18 protein-coding genes, 1 tRNA gene and 2 pseudogenes are annotated in these 17,643 nt (G+C 58.5%); 13 read left to right on the forward strand and 8 right to left on the reverse strand.

The annotated features are described in order from the left end of the window. Positions 1–60 precede the first annotated feature (60 nt). Both EJA71_RS15735 and EJA71_RS15740 read right to left on the reverse strand, forming a co-directional pair. The gene (locus EJA71_RS15735) at positions 61–465 is read right to left on the reverse strand and encodes a GNAT family N-acetyltransferase (protein WP_158958296.1); all 405 of its coding nucleotides are present in this window, start codon (positions 463–465) and stop codon (positions 61–63) included. A 54-nt stretch (positions 466–519) separates the two neighbouring features. Beyond that, positions 520–1,425: a LysR family transcriptional regulator gene (locus EJA71_RS15740; protein WP_158958298.1), complete on the reverse strand. Its 906-nt coding sequence runs from the start codon at positions 1,423–1,425 to the stop codon at positions 520–522. Positions 1,426–1,527: 102 nt separating this feature from the next. On the opposite strand from EJA71_RS15740, the gene EJA71_RS15745 reads away from it, so the two are divergent. Together EJA71_RS15745 and EJA71_RS27695 are read left to right on the forward strand one after the other, a co-directional pair. Beyond that, positions 1,528–2,700 (forward strand): aspartate aminotransferase family protein, encoded by a 1,173-nt coding sequence (locus tag EJA71_RS15745; protein ID WP_158958300.1) that lies wholly within the window; start codon positions 1,528–1,530, stop codon positions 2,698–2,700. Positions 2,701–2,703: 3 nt separating this feature from the next. Next, a pseudogene (locus EJA71_RS27695) lies at positions 2,704–2,802 on the forward strand (metal ABC transporter ATP-binding protein); the annotation flags it as partial. A 15-nt stretch (positions 2,803–2,817) separates the two neighbouring features. Here EJA71_RS27695 and EJA71_RS15750 read toward each other — a convergent pair. The 3 genes from EJA71_RS15750 to EJA71_RS15760 form a co-directional block, all read right to left on the reverse strand. Next, positions 2,818–4,737, reverse strand: a complete 1,920-nt coding sequence (locus tag EJA71_RS15750; protein ID WP_158958302.1) for an alkaline phosphatase D family protein — start codon at positions 4,735–4,737, stop codon at positions 2,818–2,820. Positions 4,738–4,808: 71 nt separating this feature from the next. Continuing rightward, positions 4,809–5,540 carry a hypothetical protein gene (locus EJA71_RS15755; protein WP_158958304.1) on the reverse strand — a complete coding sequence of 244 codons (732 nt, stop codon included), beginning with the start codon at positions 5,538–5,540 and terminating at the stop codon, positions 4,809–4,811. A gap of 98 nt (positions 5,541–5,638) precedes the next feature. Then, positions 5,639–6,004 (reverse strand): hypothetical protein, encoded by a 366-nt coding sequence (locus tag EJA71_RS15760; RefSeq protein ID WP_158958306.1) that lies wholly within the window; start codon positions 6,002–6,004, stop codon positions 5,639–5,641. Positions 6,005–6,122: 118 nt separating this feature from the next. Between EJA71_RS15760 and EJA71_RS15765 the strand changes: the two genes are divergently transcribed. After that, the gene (locus tag EJA71_RS15765) at positions 6,123–6,878 is read left to right on the forward strand and encodes a hypothetical protein (protein WP_158958308.1); all 756 of its coding nucleotides are present in this window, start codon (positions 6,123–6,125) and stop codon (positions 6,876–6,878) included. Between the two features lie 13 nt (positions 6,879–6,891). On the opposite strand, the gene EJA71_RS15770 is transcribed toward EJA71_RS15765, so the two are convergent. Further along, the gene (locus EJA71_RS15770; protein ID WP_158958310.1) at positions 6,892–7,221 is read right to left on the reverse strand and encodes a hypothetical protein; all 330 of its coding nucleotides are present in this window, start codon (positions 7,219–7,221) and stop codon (positions 6,892–6,894) included. A 157-nt stretch (positions 7,222–7,378) separates the two neighbouring features. Between EJA71_RS15770 and EJA71_RS15775 the strand changes: the two are divergent. Both EJA71_RS15775 and EJA71_RS15780 read left to right on the forward strand, forming a co-directional pair. Next, positions 7,379–7,669 (forward strand): annotated as a pseudogene (locus tag EJA71_RS15775) (PAAR domain-containing protein); the annotation flags it as partial. 145 nt (positions 7,670–7,814) lie between these two features. Further along, positions 7,815–8,171 (forward strand): hypothetical protein, encoded by a 357-nt coding sequence (locus EJA71_RS15780; RefSeq protein ID WP_158958313.1) that lies wholly within the window; start codon positions 7,815–7,817, stop codon positions 8,169–8,171. A gap of 334 nt (positions 8,172–8,505) precedes the next feature. Here EJA71_RS15780 and EJA71_RS15785 read toward each other — a convergent pair. After that, a tRNA-Leu gene (locus tag EJA71_RS15785) sits at positions 8,506–8,590 on the reverse strand. A 107-nt stretch (positions 8,591–8,697) separates the two neighbouring features. Here EJA71_RS15785 and queA point away from each other — a divergent pair. The 6 genes from queA to EJA71_RS15815 all read left to right on the forward strand — a co-directional run bounded on the left by queA (position 8,698) and on the right by EJA71_RS15815 (position 14,801). Next, positions 8,698–9,762: a tRNA preQ1(34) S-adenosylmethionine ribosyltransferase-isomerase QueA gene (gene queA / locus EJA71_RS15790; RefSeq protein WP_158958315.1), complete on the forward strand. Its 1,065-nt coding sequence runs from the start codon at positions 8,698–8,700 to the stop codon at positions 9,760–9,762. A gap of 14 nt (positions 9,763–9,776) precedes the next feature. Beyond that, the gene (gene tgt, locus EJA71_RS15795) at positions 9,777–10,892 is read left to right on the forward strand and encodes a tRNA guanosine(34) transglycosylase Tgt (RefSeq protein WP_163004910.1); all 1,116 of its coding nucleotides are present in this window, start codon (positions 9,777–9,779) and stop codon (positions 10,890–10,892) included. Between the two features lie 43 nt (positions 10,893–10,935). Then, positions 10,936–11,274: a preprotein translocase subunit YajC gene (gene yajC, locus EJA71_RS15800; RefSeq protein ID WP_007916913.1), complete on the forward strand. Its 339-nt coding sequence runs from the start codon at positions 10,936–10,938 to the stop codon at positions 11,272–11,274. A gap of 64 nt (positions 11,275–11,338) precedes the next feature. Further along, the gene (gene secD / locus EJA71_RS15805; RefSeq protein WP_158958317.1) at positions 11,339–13,207 is read left to right on the forward strand and encodes a protein translocase subunit SecD; all 1,869 of its coding nucleotides are present in this window, start codon (positions 11,339–11,341) and stop codon (positions 13,205–13,207) included. A gap of 9 nt (positions 13,208–13,216) precedes the next feature. Then, positions 13,217–14,131, forward strand: coding sequence for a protein translocase subunit SecF (secF, locus tag EJA71_RS15810; protein WP_158958319.1), 915 nt, complete (start codon positions 13,217–13,219; stop codon positions 14,129–14,131). Between the two features lie 121 nt (positions 14,132–14,252). Beyond that, positions 14,253–14,801, forward strand: coding sequence for a glycine zipper 2TM domain-containing protein (locus EJA71_RS15815; protein WP_008084667.1), 549 nt, complete (start codon positions 14,253–14,255; stop codon positions 14,799–14,801). Between the two features lie 249 nt (positions 14,802–15,050). Here EJA71_RS15815 and suhB read toward each other — a convergent pair whose 3' ends face one another. Next, positions 15,051–15,869 carry an inositol-phosphate phosphatase gene (gene suhB / locus EJA71_RS15820; protein WP_016773320.1) on the reverse strand — a complete coding sequence of 273 codons (819 nt, stop codon included), beginning with the start codon at positions 15,867–15,869 and terminating at the stop codon, positions 15,051–15,053. A 145-nt stretch (positions 15,870–16,014) separates the two neighbouring features. Between suhB and trmJ the strand changes: the two genes are divergently transcribed. After that, a complete protein-coding gene (gene trmJ / locus EJA71_RS15825; protein WP_008084663.1) occupies positions 16,015–16,785 on the forward strand; it encodes a tRNA (cytosine(32)/uridine(32)-2'-O)-methyltransferase TrmJ in 771 nt (256 codons plus the stop codon). A gap of 3 nt (positions 16,786–16,788) precedes the next feature. Then, on the forward strand, positions 16,789–17,565 hold the full coding sequence (gene cysE, locus EJA71_RS15830; protein ID WP_158958321.1) for a serine O-acetyltransferase: 777 nt from the start codon (positions 16,789–16,791) through the stop codon (positions 17,563–17,565). The last annotated feature ends 78 nt before the right edge of the window (positions 17,566–17,643 follow it).

Here is a 17,643-nt window from a genome sequence, read left to right on the forward strand (position 1 = left end):
GAGCGGGGCGGCGTTGTCACGGAGCAACGGTCTGCCGGTCGAGTTTTTTCCCGACGTGCGCTATTTCAGGCGCGGCCGTTCCATGGCAATCACCGAGGTCTCAAAACCCAGGCTGGCAAAAAAAGCTTCTGCGCCCTCGCGTCCGGCGCGCAGCACCCAGGTAATATCGGGGTTGTCGCCCATGATGTGCTCGACCAGTGCGCGGCCAATCCCTGCCCGCCGATGCTGGTCGTCGACCACCACCATCGACAGGTAACCATTGGACAAACCATCGCTGATCCCGCGGGCGAATCCGATGATCTGCTCACCTTGCACGGCGACGGCGGTGCGCTGAGAGTTCTTGATCAGCAGGGCGAAATGTTCAGTTGAGCCGGTGCGATGGCCCCAGCCATGCTGGCCGAGAAACTGCCGCACCGATTCCGTTTCGGCGGGCAGCAAATCACGTACGTCGAGTGTGTTGTTCATCGGCTGTTCGGGTCCTTGTCAGCGATTTTTCATGGAAGGGTGGGGCGGGCAGCCTCAGGATTTCCCCCACGTCTGCATCGCAAACTCCACGAATCGGCGCAGTTTTGGCAAGCGATAGCGATCTGGTGCGTAAAGCAGATGCAGTGGACGGCTCGGCGGTTGGAAGTCGGGGACGACGGTTACCAGTTTGCCGCTACGCAGATCCTGTTCCACCAGTGCGTCGGGCAACATGACGATGCCCATGCCGGTGCGCGCGGCCTGATGCAGGCCAGCAGACGTATTCATCAGCATCGGTCCGCTGACGTCGACGAGTATTTCCCCGTCGGGGCCGCCGAGGCGCCAGCGTTTTTCCACGGATTGCCAATCGTCGCCGGCGGGGTAGGCGAATGACAGGCAGTCGTGGAGTCGCAGGTCTTCCGGGGTTTGCGGCATGCCGCGACGGGCGACGTATTCCGGCGAGGCGCAGACGGTCAGGGTGTAGTCGATCAAGGGGCGGGCGATCAGGTTTGACTCTTCGAAGTGGCCCAACCGAAACGCTACATCCAGACCACTTTCCAGCAGGTCCGGGCGGCTGTTGGTCAGCACCACATCCATTTTGACCTGCGGGTATTGCAGGGAGAATTCGCTGAGCGCTGGTGCCAGGCGTTCTACGCCAAAGGTTAGCGGCGCGGTAATACGCAGCAGACCGCGTGGCTCATCGAGGGCCTGTTCGGCAAGGCGTTCCGAGTCGGCTACCAGTCCCAATACATCTAGGCAACGTTGGTAATAAACACTGCCGAATTCAGTCAGCCGCTGACGTCGAGTGGTGCGCTGCAGCAGCTGCACACCGAGCCTTTGCTCCAGCGCCCGCAGATGATTGCCAACCATGGTCGTTGACATGTCGCACTGCAACGCGGCCGCGGTCATGCTCCCGCCCTCGACGACTTTGACGTACACGCTCATCGACTGGAACAAGTCCATTATCAAGCTCTGCTTTTAAATGAATGAAGTTTTCCCAAGTTTATCCAGTTTCGGTGGCTAACCATACTGCCAGCTCACCGACCTTCACTGGAGTTTGAAGTCATGACCGCCGCCCTGATGAACACCTACCAACCGCTGGCCCTGAGTTTCACCAAAGGCCTCGGCACCCGCCTGTGGGATCAGGCCGGTCGCGAGTATCTGGATGCGGTTGCCGGTGTGGCGGTGACCAACGTCGGCCACTCTCACCCGCGGATTGTTTCGGCGATCAGTGAGCAGGCGGGATTGCTGCTGCACACATCCAATCTGTACAGCATCGACTGGCAGCAACAGTTGGCCAAACGGCTGACTGAGCTGTCGGGAATGGCGCGGGCGTTCTTCAATAACTCTGGCGCCGAGGCCAATGAAACCGCGCTCAAACTCGCGCGTTTGTACGGCTGGCGCAAGGGCATCGAACAGCCGCTGGTGGTGGTCATGGCCAACGCCTTCCATGGCCGCACGCTTGGCACTTTGTCGGCCAGCGATGGCCCGGCGGTGCGGCTGGGTTTCAATGAGCTGCCGGGGGATTTCCTCAAAGTGCCGTTCGGTGATCTCGCGGCGCTCAAGCAGGTGCAGCAAAAGCATGGCGAGCGCATCGTGGCTATTCTGGTCGAGCCGATTCAGGGCGAAAGTGGCGTGCAACTGGCGCCTCCCGGTTATCTGAAAGCTCTGCGCGAATTGTGCAATCGTCATGCATGGCTGCTGATGCTCGACGAAATTCAGACTGGTATCGGTCGCACGGGGCGTTGGTTTGCATTCCAGCATGAAGGCATCGTTCCGGACGTGATGACCCTGGCAAAAGGGCTGGGCAATGGCGTGCCGATCGGCGCGTGTCTGGCGCGGGGCAGAGCGGCGGATCTGTTCACGCCCGGTAGCCATGGCAGCACCTTCGGCGGCAATCCGCTGGCCTGCCGGGTGGCTTGCACAGTGCTGGATATCATCGAAGAACAGGGCCTGCTGGAAAACGCCCGGCTTCAAGGGGAACGTCTGTTGACCCGGCTACGGGCAGAGCTGGCGGACAATCCCAATGTACTGGCGATTCGTGGTCAGGGTTTGATGATCGGCATCGAGTTGAAACAACCGGTGCGTGATCTGACGCTGATCGCCGCGCGGGATCATGGGCTGTTGATCAACGTCACCCGTGGCAAGACGATACGGCTGCTGCCACCGCTGACGATTGATGAGCGGGAGGTGGAGATGATTGTCAGAGGAATTGGACGGATTGTTTCCGCGAGTTAATGGATATCCGATAACCCTGTGGGAGCGAGCTTGCTCGCGAAGGCGTCGTCACAGTCGACATTAATGCTGAATGCTCGACCGCATTCGCGAGCAAGCTCGCTCCACAACGGACAGCCTCTAGTCGGGATAATCCGCCAGATCCGGCGCCAACATCCGCGTCTTCGCCGCGCCATTGGCATTGTGCTGAATGATCTCGCGCGGCTGCCCCTGCTCATTGAAAAACACCTGGCCGATCCCCGCCGAATTCCACAAGCGTTCACCTGCCTCAGCATGTTCCGGCTTATACGGGACGATGCGCATGCGGCGGCGTTTGGTAAACCAGTTCAACGGTGAGCGCGGCGAGTAGAGCCAGCGGTTGAGGCGGTCGAACCACTCCAGGAGGGTTTTCGGAAACTCGTTCTTGATGCCGCTGCTGGTGATCTGCCAGATTCTCGGGCCAGCCTTGCGGTGGCGGATAAGCACTTCGTAGACGAAGGAATAATGCACATCGCCGGACAGCACCACGTAGTTACCCGGTGTGCGCGAGTGTCGGAAAATGTTCAGGATCACTTGGGCGGCACCCCGATGGGCCATCCAGTTTTCCGCGTCGACCAGCAGCGGAAAACCGCACCAACTGAACACTTTCTGCACGGTTTCGATCAGCTTCACGCCGAAGATCGGTGCCGGGGAAACGATGATCGCCGACGGGTGATCGAGCAGCTCCTGCTGCAGCTCGCTCAAGGCCTCCCAATCCAGTAATCCCGAAGGTTGCTTGAGCGCCATTTCGCTGCGCCAGCGCCGGGTGCGGGTGTCGATGACCACCAGCGCCGGGCTCGTCGTCAGCACGAAATGCCACTGCTGAAAGCGCAGCAGATCATCGATCAGATCATCCTGCACCGGACTGTCGAGATACTGGTCATTGCCACTGGCGCTCAGCGCGAGGATTTTCTCCATCACAGCTTTGAAGGCGTCGGGATTGTTGCCCCAGCCCTGACACAACATATAGGCAATCAGCGCATTGCCGATGATGCGTTTGGAAAACGGATGACCGTAGGCCGTTTCCTCCCACTGCGCAGACAGGTTCCAGTCATCGGTGATGTCGTGATCATCGAAAATCATCAGGCTCGGCAGATGCGCCAGCGCGCGGGCGACGTTGCCCAGGCCAGCCTTGAACGCGTCGATGCGCGTCTGTTCGAGGGTGTAGCGCTTGAGGCGTTCGGGCGTCAGTTCGGGGGCTTGCGGATCGATCAGCGACCAGGCCGTCGGCGACCACACCAGCAGGTACATCGCCATGACTTCGGCCAAGGTCACCAGGTGATTGTCAGCACTGCTGCTGGTGAAAATCGGCTTACGCGCACCGCCGAAAAATCGCTCGCGCAATGTCTCGTTGCTTTCCAGCGCCGGTAACAAATCCGCACGGTGGTAGTAACTGGCCGGGTGTTCGTAGATTTTGGCGCTGTCGCTGACCACCGCGCCTTCGAGGTGTTCGTCGAACAGGCCGAGGCGTTCGATCAAAGCGTGAATCGCCCGCAGCATCGGACCGGCCACATCGTCGGCGTAGACCTGATCACCGCTCATCATCAACAGGGCGGGGCGTTGTTGCGGGTCGGTTTCGGTCGCTAATAGTTGATCGACACAGAGCAAACCGTCCGTTGCCGGGTGATGGGGTTTACGGCAGGAGCCATGCAGCAGTTGATCGATCCGCGAACGCAGAACGAAGTTCGGGCTCGTCGCCTCGCTGTACAACAGATGCGGTGCCCAATCGGCGATGCCGGTGGCGTCGTCGATCAGCAGGTCATAGTCAATCCGCGTGTCGCAGGGCAGGGCGTTGTCGAGAGCCACATCGATAAGATGAACAAACCCGTGGCGTCCTACGGGAATCACCGTGCATTTCCCGGCGTCGAGGGGAATGTCTCCTACACCTTGCAGGCGCAGGGTTAGTGACAAATGGCGCGTGCCGACCAGCCAGAACACCAGCCGAGTCGGTTCCAGCCGTCGCAGCAGCGGGCCGGCCAAAACAGCTGGCAGCGGGGTCAGGTCATCAAGGGTTGCGGACATCCGGGGACTAGCTCAAGGCGCACAGGCCGGCGATGATAGCGCAGCCGGCGCCTTGAACCCTTAAGCGAGGCTTAAGAGTCGGTTTTCTGCAATTTCAGACTCAGCAGCGTCCATTCGGACGACGAAGCTTTTTCTTGTACCGAGCAATTGAAACGGTAGCTGACATCGTCGCCATTCATGTTCCGTGCGGTCAGGATGTTGCTGAAGGTGTAAACCTGATCCTTGAAGCGCTGAGTGGTGAGCGACTTGCTGTCGGCAAATTGTGCCGAAGCCGGGAAGCGCAGGGTGCTGGTGATAAATGGACTGCACATGACATAGGCGAGCATCGACTTGTCGCTGTCGGCATCGTGTCCGAGTTTATTGCTCAGCGCGGTCAAGGCTTTGCGACCCTGCTCATCGCTTTGCTCGAGCACGGACTTTTCCGACATCGACTTCGGCGCCCGGCTGGCGTAGTTCGGCAGCAGCGCGGAGTCGGCCGGCGAGGGCGTGTTGTCCGGTTCGATTGCCGCGAAGGCGGGCGCGTTTTCGAGGGCAACGGTCGTCGACGCTGATTCGGACTCCGGCAACAACGAAGTGGGCTCGACGTTCTGTGTCACCGCGTCTTCTGTTCGCGCTGCTTCGGGCGTGTGCGCCGACGGAAACAACGAGAACGTGATCGACAGCACCACTAAACCCACGATGAGGCCGCCTGCTACTCCAACGATATTGCCGTAGAAAATATTCCAGCTACCGCGGTTTTTCACGACCCAGCGCCACATGAAACCCCAGGTGGCGACAAATGCCAGTAAACGCAGAAAATCCATTCGATCCTTTCCTTAAACTTCTAAATCTGAAACCAACGCACGTCCGAAGTGAACGCCGATGCTGGGCAGCACGATAGCAAAACCGGCGCGCCGTCCAATCAAGTGTGGGGAAAATAATTCACCGCCAGAAACGTGAGCGTCGTCATGCCGGCAGCAAAGCCACACACCGCGCCCAACAGTTGCCGTGCCACCGGATGTTCGGGTTGGCGGCGATTGGCAACCCACATCCATACACCCGCCAGAACGCCTGCGCTGGTCATGAAAACCACCAGACTGCGATCCAGATTCTGCGTCGCCATCGACGTACCAATCAGTCCGCCATAAATAAGCGTGAAAACAATGCCGGTCACCACGCTACTTCCTGCACCGGCGAGGTTGGCAACCCACAAATTCCACTCACCCCGTTGCTTCACCACCCAAAACCAGGTTCCGGCCATTACCAGCAAGCACAACACAGCATCCATTGATTTATTCCCGAGCGCCCGATAACGGAGGCGGTTGATACGCCTCCAGCGATGTGGACGGCAAGATAGCAAAATAGTAGCTTCGCGCCACTTTCTTCAACTGCGTAACGGACTACACATGCCTACGGTTTCTTCTGTCTCGCGCCTGCTCAGCGCTTTCCTGTTTGCCATCGTAATGACCCCGGCGGTTGCCGGCTGGGATGAAACCCCGGAGGTCGCCTGGAAAGGCTACCTCGCCGATTGTCAGAGTTTTCAGGAGGTGGTGAACAGGGTTCAAAGCGGGGTCATGACGACCAGGCAAGCGATGAGCCGCGTCGACAGCTTGAATCACACGCTGTACGTCCACCGCGATCACCTCGCCCCGGCAAGCCTTGCCTCTCCCGAATATACCCGTTGCGAAACCATCATTGCCCAAGCGTTCGAGATCCGGAACAAGGAAGAGCCGGTCCTGGTCGCAGAGCTTCAAGAGCAATACTACAAGGCTCAGGCCGAGCACCAGAAATCCCCGGAATACCAGCGAGCACGGGCTTTGGGATTTAAAGACGTCGGCGGAATCGGCAAGCTCAAAGAACTCGCCGAGGAATCGGAAACGGATGGCGAAGCGTATCTGAAGACGTTGATGCTTACGGTCGACTGGAAGTGCGGCCGACATTTCCGCGCGGTGCAATACGTCAAACCCTATGTGGTCTACGTCGTCGGCCCCAATTCGGGCAGCTGCGCCGTCTATAAGGAGGTCGCGGTGCTGGGTGGACCAATGGTGGAGCGGGGCGACCCCATCGACGAGGATTTGATATTCCAGTACGTGGGATGGAAGACGCTGAAGGGAGCGGGTGGGTTTCCGATCAAGATTCGAGTGGTGAAGGTGCGCAAGTGATCGCCCCGTTCGATCACAGGATGTCTTTCAAATAACCCTTGAGCGCGAGGAGCGGCTGACCGAGCTGCTCCAGCGACTGCGCCTCGCTGAACTCCGCAGACAACTTGTGCAGCTCGCGTCCCAGCGGTTTCTCGACACCGCCCAAGGCAGTCATCGCCAAGCCCAGGCATTCATTCATCTTGAACTGAATAGCCTCGACATCGCCACGGCGTACCAACAACTCGAAAATGTCTTTCTGATAATCACCCATGACCATGTCGTCCCGCAGAATCGGGCTCAGGCCTTCTTCCTCGTAAGCGAGTTTGAGGGAGAAGAGGGCGACTGTTTCCAGTGACGTTTCCATGGGGTGGACCTTTGTAAAGTTTTACTGGGCAGCTGTTAGTGATTCCGGTAGTCGGATGGCCGCAGACTCCGTCCAAGTATACCGTCCCAAGGTTCCTGATCTGTTGGTTGTTCTGTTAGGTTATGAGGCCTACAAGGAATTTTGACAGGAGGTCATCATGGCTAAGCCAGCAGCACGTAAAAGTGATCCTTACAGTTGTCCGGTACCTGGGCACGGTACTAACCCCATTGCGGTAGGCTCTTCTGACGTTTTCTTTGATGGCCTACCCGCCGCGCGTCAGGGCGACGCTTGCACTTGCGGTAGCGCGCTTTCATCAGGACTGTCTTCTACCGTTTTCATCAACGGCAAGAATGCCGCAACCATCGACACCGGCGGCGCCCACGGCGGTATCGTAGTTGGCGGATCGGGGACAGTGATTATCGGCGATAGCCATATACCCTTGGCATTCTGGCCGGGCTGGGGGGCAGTGCGCTCTGTGGGCCGGGCGCTCCGATCTGTGCATTTGCCGTAGTGATTGTCGGAACCATCGTCGGAGGTGTTGCAGGCGGTACCGTTGCAGACTCGCTCGATGAGGAATTAGAGGAGTTCTCCCATTGGGACATACTTTGAGTCAGCCTGAACTGACAAAGGTTAGAGTCGCGCTTTCGGATCCTTTTAACGATTTTCCAGTTGATTACGACTACATAGCCAGCGAAGTCAAAGGTGTTGATCCCCACATTCTCTACGAGATCCTTTATTCCGAAGTCGCACCGGTGTGCTACAGCAATATTGCAGCTGCCCTACCAACGGTATGGACAGGCTTTGATCCTGATTCCCTCAACGCCATGATTGAGGAAAGGCGAGCGGCGAGGCAAAACAATTGGTTACGCAGGCAGTTCGACAAATTGCTCGTCCGTTGGTTGGAATACAACTACGGATATATCTGGAAGGAAATCGCCACCAGGCTATGAGTTCAAGTTAGAAAGCTTGAACTATTGGTGTGACATGATCAACAAGTAGGGTCCCGGTTGGGCCCTGTCTCAGATGAAGATTTCTGGTTTTTCAAGTAGCTCGAAGCGGTAGAGGATTGCCGTAGTCGTTGGCGGCGGTTGCTCCGAATGCTTTGGGTGGTGCTGTCGCGTCTTCGAGAATACCGAGTACCTCGAATTGCCTAGGCATGCGCTGGCGTGTCTGGCCAGCGAGCATGTGCACCTGCATTTCGGCATCCAGCACCTTGCATACCTTGGTTGGCACTTTCCAGCAGACGAAAAAAAAGGCCTTGCTAAGCAAGACCTTTCTTAATTTTGGTGCCCCGAGGGAGACTCGAACTCCCACTCCTTTCGAAAACGGATTTTGAATCCGCCGCGTCTACCAATTCCGCCATCAGGGCTCAATGGCGGCGAAGTATAGAGATGAGATTACCGTCGGTCAATCAGGTACATAGAGAATTTTCAATATTTCCGCTAGACTTTCCGGCCCTGCTAGACGAACCCCATCATGCGCGTTGCTGACTTTACTTTCGAGCTCCCTGATTCGCTGATCGCCCGCCACCCTTTGGCCGAGCGTCGCGGTAGTCGCCTGCTGACCCTTGACGGGCCGAGCGGCGCCCTTGCACACCGTCAATTCACTGATTTGCTCGAGCATTTGCGCCCGGGCGATTTGATGGTGTTCAACAATACCCGGGTGATTCCCGCGCGGCTGTTCGGGCAGAAAGCGTCCGGCGGCAAGCTGGAAATCCTCGTTGAGCGGGTGCTCGATACGCACCGCGTGCTGGCCCATGTGCGTTCCAGCAAGTCGCCGAAGCCGGGTTCGAAGATCCTCATCGACGGCGGTGGCGAGGCAGAAATGCTTGCGCGTCACGATGCGTTGTTCGAACTGGGCTTCGCTGAAGAAGTGTTGCCGCTGCTCGATCGCGTCGGGCACATGCCGTTGCCTCCTTATATAGACCGCCCGGACGAAGGCTCGGATCGCGAGCGTTATCAGACCGTGTACGCCGAGCGCTTGGGCGCGGTGGCGGCACCGACCGCAGGGCTGCATTTCGATCAGTCACTGATGGAAGCGATTGCTGCCAAGGGCGTCGAGACCACGTTCGTCACCTTGCATGTGGGCGCAGGGACGTTTCAGCCAGTGCGCGTCGAGAAGCTTGAAGACCACCACATGCACACCGAGTGGCTGGAAGTCGGCCAGGATGTGGTCGATGCGGTCGCGGCGTGCCGTGCGCGCGGCGGTCGAGTGATCGCGGTCGGCACCACCAGCGTGCGTTCGCTGGAAAGTGCGGCGCGCGATGGCGTGCTCAAGCCGTTCAGTGGCGACACCGATATCTTTATCTTCCCAGGCCGGCCGTTCCATGTGGTCGACGCCTTGGTGACCAATTTCCATTTGCCGGAATCCACACTGCTGATGCTGGTTTCCGCGTTCGCCGGTTATCCCGAAACCATGGCCGCCTACAAGGCTGCCGTCGACAACGGTTACCGCTTTTTCAGCTACGGTGATGCGATGTTCATCACCCGCAATCCCGCACCGACTGCCCCTAAAGAAACAGGCCCAGAGGAAACAGAATGAGTCGCGAATGTCGAATGTCCTTTGAGCTCCTTGCCACCGATGGCAAGGCTCGTCGTGGTCGCCTGACCTTCCCCCGTGGCACCGTCGAGACCCCGGCGTTCATGCCGGTGGGCACTTACGGCACGGTCAAGGGCATGTTGCCGCGTGACATCGTCGCCACTGGCGCGGAAATCATTCTGGGCAACACCTTTCACCTGTGGCTGCGTCCCGGCACTCAGGTAATCAAGGAGCACGGCGACCTCCACGATTTCATGCAGTGGAAAGGCCCGATCCTCACCGACTCCGGTGGCTTCCAGGTGTTCAGCCTCGGCGCGATGCGCAAGATCAAGGAGGAGGGCGTGACCTTCGCTTCCCCGGTCGACGGCGCCAAAGTGTTCATGGGCCCGGAAGAATCGATGCAGGTTCAGCGCGATCTCGGTTCCGACATCGTAATGATCTTCGACGAATGCACGCCATACCCGGCTGACGAAGACGTCGCGCGCGTTTCGATGGAGTTGTCGCTGCGCTGGGCCCAGCGTTCGAAAAATGCCCACGGTGAAAACACCGCAGCGTTGTTCGGTATTGTCCAGGGCGGCATGCACCAGAATCTGCGCATGCGCTCGCTCGAAGGCCTCGACAAGATCGGCTTTGATGGTCTGGCCATTGGCGGTCTGTCGGTGGGCGAACCGAAGCACGAAATGATCAAAGTGCTGGATTATCTGCCGGGCATGATGCCGGCTGACAAACCTCGTTACCTTATGGGCGTTGGCAAACCGGAAGATCTGGTTGAGGGTGTGCGCCGCGGTGTGGACATGTTCGATTGCGTGATGCCAACCCGTAATGCCCGCAATGGGCATCTGTTCATTGATACAGGCGTGCTGAAGATCCGTAACGCGTTCCATCGCCATGATGAATCGCCGCTGGATCCGACCTGCGATTGCTATACCTGCCAGAACTTCTCGCGCGCTTATCTGCATCACCTGGACAAGTGCGGCGAAATGCTCGGCAGCATGCTCAATACCATCCATAACTTGCGCCATTATCAGGTGCTGATGGCTGGTTTGCGCGAGGCTATTCAACAGGGTACATTGGCCGCCTTTGTCGATGCCTTCTACGCCAAACGCGGGCTCCCCGTTCCGCCTTTGGACTGAGTTTTCTGACCCCAAGATTCAACATTTGCAACTGGAGTGCTAAATGAGCTTTTTTATCTCTAACGCCATGGCTGACGCGGCTGCACCGGCTGCTGCCGGCCCAATGGGCGGCGGCTTCGAGTGGATTTTCCTGGTCGGCTTCCTGGTCATCTTCTACCTGATGATCTGGCGTCCACAGGCCAAGCGCGCCAAAGAGCAGAAGAACCTGCTGAGCAGCCTGCAGAAGGGCGACGAAGTTGTGACCACTGGCGGCATCGCCGGCAAGATCACCAAAGTGGCCGATGACTTCGTGGTTCTGGAAGTTTCCGACACCGTGGAAATGAAGTTCCAGAAAGGCGCCATCGCTGCCACGCTGCCAAAAGGCACGCTGAAAGCGATCTAAGAGCAACAACTTCTACTCAATCGACGGGGCGCGCAAGGCGCCCCGCGTCATAACGGGCGGCGTGATGCTGAACAAATATCCTCTGTGGAAATACATTCTGATCCTGGCGGTGCTGGCGATCGGTCTGATTTATTCCGCTCCGAATCTATACCCCGATGACCCGGCTATTCAGATCAGCGGCGCCAGCACGGCTCTGCAGGTCAATCAAGCCGATCTGGACCGCGTAAGCACCGCGCTTCACGAGTCCGGCATCAACGTCAAGGCAGCCACGCTGGCGGCAAACGGCAAGGGCGGCCTGATCCGTCTGAGCAAGGCTGAAGATCAGCTGCCGGCCAAAGACGTGGTGCGCAAGGCGTTGGGTGATGACTACGTCGTCGCGCTGAACCTGGCACAGACCACTCCGCAATGGCTGCGCAATCTGGGCGCGCACCCGATGAAGCTGGGTCTGGACTTGTCCGGTGGTGTGCACTTCCTGCTGGAAGTGGACATGGACAAAGCCCTCGATGCACGCCTGAAAGTCTACGAAGGCGACGTCAAGAGCCTGCTGCGCAAAGAGAAACTGCGTTATCGCAGCCTGCCGCAACTGGGCGGTGCCATTCAGTTGGGCTTCAGCGATGAAGACTCCCGCGAACAGGCCCGTGCACTAATCCGCAAGAACTTCAACGATTTCGACATTGTTCCGGCCGACCTCAACGGTCAACCGGTGCTGCGTCTGGCGATGACCCCGGCCAAGCTGGCGGAAATCCGTGAATACTCCATCAAGCAGAACTTGACCACGGTACGTAACCGCGTCAACGAGCTGGGTGTTGCCGAACCGATCGTCCAGCGTCAAGGCGCCAACCGCATCGTGGTTGAGCTGCCAGGCGTGCAGGACACTGCCGAAGCCAAGCGTATTCTTGGCAAGACGGCCAACCTTGAGTTCCGTCTGGCCGCAGAGCCGGGTGCTTCGAAAGCCACCTCCGAGACTTTCGAGTTCCGTGAAGGCAATCGTCCTCCTGCGCAGATCGAACGTGGCCTGATCATCACCGGTGACCAGGTGACCGACGCCAAGGCCGGTTTCGGCGAGCACGGCACACCTGAAGTGAACATCCGTCTGGATGGTCACGGTGGCGAGCTGATGAGCCGCGCGACCCGTTCGAACGTCGGTCGCAGCATGGCGGTGATCTTCATCGAGCAGCGTCCGGTCACCACCTACACCAAGCAAGTGGTCGACGGTGTAGAGAAAGACGTCGCGGTTCAAACGTTCAAGGAAGAGAAAAAGATCATCAGCCTGGCGACCATTCAGTCGCCGCTGGGTGCTCAGTTCCGCATCACCGGCCTGAACGGTCAGGGTGAGTCGTCCGAACTGGCGCTGCTGCTGCGTGCCGGTGGTCTGGCCGCACCGATGTACTTCGCTGAAGAGCGCACAATCGGCCCGAGCCTGGGTGCTGACAACATCACCAAAGGTATCGATGCGTCGCTGTGGGGCATGCTGTTCGTGTCGCTGTTCATCATCGCCATCTACCGTTTCTTCGGCATTATCGCCACCGTCGCACTGGCGGTGAACATGGTGCTGCTGCTCGCGCTGATGTCGCTGCTGGGGGCAACACTGACCCTGCCGGGTATCGCCGGTATCGTGCTGACCATGGGTATGGCGGTCGACGCCAACGTGCTGATCTTCTCGCGGATCCGTGAAGAGATCGCCGCCGGCATGACCGTGCAGCGTGCAATCAACGAAGGCTTCGGCCGGGCATTCACCGCGATTCTCGACGCCAACCTGACTACCTTGTTGGTCGGCGGGATTCTCTTTGCAATGGGCACCGGCCCGGTCAAAGGTTTCGCAGTGACCATGTCCCTCGGGATCTTTACCTCGATGTTCACGGCCATCATGGTTACCCGCGCAATGGTCAACCTGATCTTTGGCGGACGTGACTTCAAGAAGTTGTGGATTTAAGGGGCTGCCATGTTACGTACAATCAACTTCATGGGCGTTCGCAACTTCGCGTTCGGCGTCACAGTGTTTCTCACGTTGCTGGCTATGTTCAGTGTCGTGACCAAGGGTATGAACTGGGGCCTGGACTTCACCGGCGGTACGCTCATCGAGCTGACCTACGAGCGTCCGGCCGACGTCACCAAAGTGCGTGAAGAGCTGGTGACTTCGGGTTACCACGAAGCCATCGTGCAGAGCTTCGGTGCAACCACTGATCTGCTGGTGCGCATGCCGGGTGAAGACCCGCAGCTGGGTCATCAGGTTGCGGAAGCGCTGCAGAAGCTCGGTGGCGACAACCCGGCGACGGTCAAGCGTGTTGAGTTCGTCGGCCCGCAGGTCGGTGAAGAACTGCGCGACCAGGGCGGCCTCGGCATGCTGCTGGCGCTCGGCGGCATCCTGATCTACCTGGCTTTCCGCTTTCAGTGGAAGTTCGCGGTCGGCGCCATTGTCTCGCTGATTCACGACGTGATCGTGACCATCGGGATCCTGTCGTTCTTCCAGATCACCTTCGACCTGACGGTGCTGGCGGCGGTGCTGGCGATCATCGGTTACTCGCTGAACGACACCATCGTGGTATTCGACCGGGTTCGTGAGAACTTCCGTGTTCTGCGCAAGGCTACGCTGATCGAGAACATCAACATCTCGACCACCCAGACCCTGTTGCGGACCATGGCGACGTCGATCTCCACCTTGCTGGCGATCGCGGCACTGCTGTTCTTCGGCGGTGACAATCTGTTCGGCTTCTCGATCGCCCTGTTCATCGGTGTTCTGGCGGGTACTTACTCGTCGATCTACATCGCCAACGTGGTGTTGATCTGGCTGAACCTGAGCACCGAGGATCTGATTCCTCCGGCCAACACCGAGAAGGAAGTCGACGACCGTCCATAACGGCCATCGCATTCCCGGCTGTCAGCCCAAGAAAGGCGCGAGTTGAACTCGCGCCTTTTTTTATGCTCCAAGGCTGGGAGAAGCGCGGGCCTGTCCCGCATGTGATGGTCAGGAGGTTCATGTGAACAAGTCGTTGCTGGTTGGTGCGGTATTGGGTGCTGTCGGTGTGACTGCCGGGGGTGCTGTTGCCACCTACAGCCTGGTTAAAAGCGGCCCTGAGTATGCGCAAGTGTTGGCCGTTGAGCCGGTTAAAACACAGATCAAGACGCCACGTGAAGTGTGCAAGGATGTAGCGGTGACCCGCCAAGCGCCGGTCAAAGATCAGCACCAGATTCTTGGCACTGCAATCGGTGCGGTAGCCGGTGGTTTGCTGGGTAATCAGGTCGGCGGCGGCACCGGCAAGAAGATCGCCACGGTGGCTGGCGCAGTCGGTGGTGGTTACGCCGGTAACAAGGTGCAGGAAGGTATGCAGAATCGCGACACCTACACCACGACCCAGACTCGCTGTAACACCGTGAATGACATCAGCGACAAGGTCGTCGGTTATGACGTGCGTTACTCGCTCGATGGCAAGGAAGGCAAAGTGCGGATGGATCGCGATCCGGGCAACCAGATTCCAGTCGACAAGGAAGGTAAGCTGATTCTTTCGCAGAATGAGCCGGGTCAGTAAAGACCGACTGTTTTAAAAAGAAGCACCCTGTGGGGTGCTTTTTTGTGCCCGCAATTTGCGCGTCACAGCAAATCCCCTGTAGGAGTGAGCCTGCTCGCGATAGCCATTTATCATTCAAAGTGGGCGGCGACTGATACACCGCTATCGCGAGCAGGCTCACTCCTACAGTGATTAGGTGGTGTGGTAGAGGGCGAATTCCAGGCATAAAAAAAGCACCCCGAAGGGTGCTTTTTTCGTTTCGCCTGCAGCTTAGCGCTTCAGCGAAGCCGGCAGGTGCGGCTGGATCGCCGTCAGAACTGCCTTGAAGCATTTGGTGTTGCCGGCAACGATGTGGCCTTTTTCAAGGAAATCGTGACCGCCGGTGAAGTCGCTCACCAGGCCGCCAGCTTCTTGAATCAGCAGGGCGCCTGCAGCCATGTCCCACTCGGACAGGCCCGACTCCCAGAATGCATCGAAACGACCGGCAGCGACATAAGCCAGGTCCAGGCTCGCCGAACCGGCGCGGCGGATGCCGGCAGTCTGACCAACCAGAGCGCGGAACATGCCCAGATAGTTGTCGAGGTTGTCCATCTGGTCGTCACGGAACGGGAAGCCGGTACCCAGCAGAGCGCCGTCGAGGCTGGTGCGGCCGCTGACGCGCAGGCGACGACCGTTCAGTTGAGCGCCGCGACCACGGCTGGCGGTGAATTCTTCCTGGCGTACCGGGTCCAGAACCACTGCGTGCTCCAGGCGACCACGATACTTGCAGGCAATGCTGACAGCGAAGTGAGGAATGCCGCGCAGGAAGTTGGTGGTGCCGTCCAGCGGATCGATGATCCACAGGTACTCTTCGCCTTCGATGCCGGTGCCGGCATGCAGGCCAGTCTCTTCACCCTGGATCGAGTGATTCGGGTAAGCCTTGCGCAGAGCATCGATGATTTTCTGTTCGGCGGCGCGATCGACCTCGGATACATAATCCTTGGCGTCTTTTTCGTCGACCTTGATGGTATCCAGGCGCTCGATGGAGCGGAAGATCAGTTCACTGGCGCTGCGGGCGGCGCGCAGCGCGATATTCAGCATGGGCTGCATGGATGTGTCACCTAAGGTTGTTAAAGAAAGCCGCGCATTCTATCAGAACTTTTCTTCAGGTGAAGGTCGCTGTTCGCTTTCATAGCTTAACGGTAGGCTGTTCTGTAAGATTTGCACCCCTTTCCTGTGTCCGAGAGCGCCTCCCTTGCTGCAGAACATTCGTGTCGTCCTGGTCAATACCAGCCACCCCGGCAACATCGGCGGGGCCGCGCGCGCCATGAAAAACATGGGTCTGTCGCGATTGGTGCTGGTCGAACCGCGCCTGTTTCCGCACCACGAGGCCGATGCTCGCGCCTCCGGTGCCGGTGACATTCTTGAAAACGCGCAAGTCGTCGCCACCTTGGAAGATGCCTTGGTCGGCTGCAATCTGGTGCTCGGCACCAGCGCCCGTGACCGCCGTATCCCTTGGCCGCTGCTGGATCCGCGCGAATGCGGCACCAAAGTGGTCGAGGAGGCCGGGCAGGGTGCTGAAATCGCATTGGTATTCGGCCGTGAAGATTCCGGCCTGACCAATGACGAGCTGCAGCGATGTCACTTTCACGTGCACATCCCCTCCGACCCTGAGTTCAGTTCGCTGAACCTCGGCGCAGCGGTGCAGGTGTTGAGCTACGAAGTGCGCATGGCCTGGCTGGCCGCACAAGGTCAGCCGAGCAAGATCGAGAAAGAAGAAGTGGCCTCGGTGAAAAGCGCCGAGCTGGCGACCATGGATGAGCTGGAGCGCTTTTATGAGCATCTGGAACAGACGCTGGTCGCTATCGAATTCCTCGATCCGGAAAAACCGCGACACTTGATGGCGCGCCTGCGCCGGTTGTACGGACGCAGCTCGGTCAGCCGAGCAGAAATGAATATTTTGCGTGGCATCCTCACGGAAACCCAAAAAGCGGCCCGTGGTGAGCTTCTTAAGCGGAAGGACTAAATGATGTTTGAGCGTTTGCGTGAAGATATCCAGAGCGTATTCCATCGAGACCCGGCGGCACGTAACGCTTTTGAAGTCCTGACCTGCTACCCCGGCATGCATGCGATCTGGATTCATCGATTGGCCGGCATGCTGTGGCGCAACGAACTGAAATGGCTGGCGCGGCTGGTGTCGAACTTCGGACGCTGGTTGACCGGCATCGAGATTCATCCGGGCGCAAAAGTTGGTCGACGCTTCTTTATTGACCACGGCATGGGCATCGTCATCGGTGAAACCGCCGAGGTTGGCGATGACGTGACTATTTACCAGGGCGTGACCCTCGGTGGTACCAGTTGGAACAAAGGTAAGCGCCACCCGACGCTGGGTGACGGTGTTGTTGTGGGCGCGGGCGCCAAGGTGCTTGGCCCGTTCACCGTGGGCGCCGGTGCCAAGGTTGGCTCCAACGCGGTCGTGACTAAAGAAGTGCCGCCGGGCGCCACAGTCGTGGGGATTCCGGGGCGGATCATCGTCAAGTCCGACGAAGAGCAGGACGCCAAGCGTAAGGCCATGGCCGAAAAGATCGGTTTTGATGCCTACGGTGTCAGCGAAGACATGCCCGACCCGGTAGCGCGCGCCATTGGTCAACTGCTCGATCATCTGCAAGCGGTGGACGGACGGCTGGAGGGGATGTGCGGCGCACTGAAGGATCTGGGCAGCAATTACTGTGCGAAAGATCTGCCTGAGCTGCGTGAAGAAGACTTCGCTTGCGTCAAAGGCAAAGACGAATCCAAAGCCAGCTGACATTCCTCTGTAGGAGCTGCCGAAGGCTGCGATCCCTTGATTTTTTAAAGAGCAAAATCAAAAGATCGCAGCCTTCGG

The organism is Pseudomonas sp. PB106, assembly GCF_009764645.1.
GTDB lineage: Bacteria > Pseudomonadota > Gammaproteobacteria > Pseudomonadales > Pseudomonadaceae > Aquipseudomonas.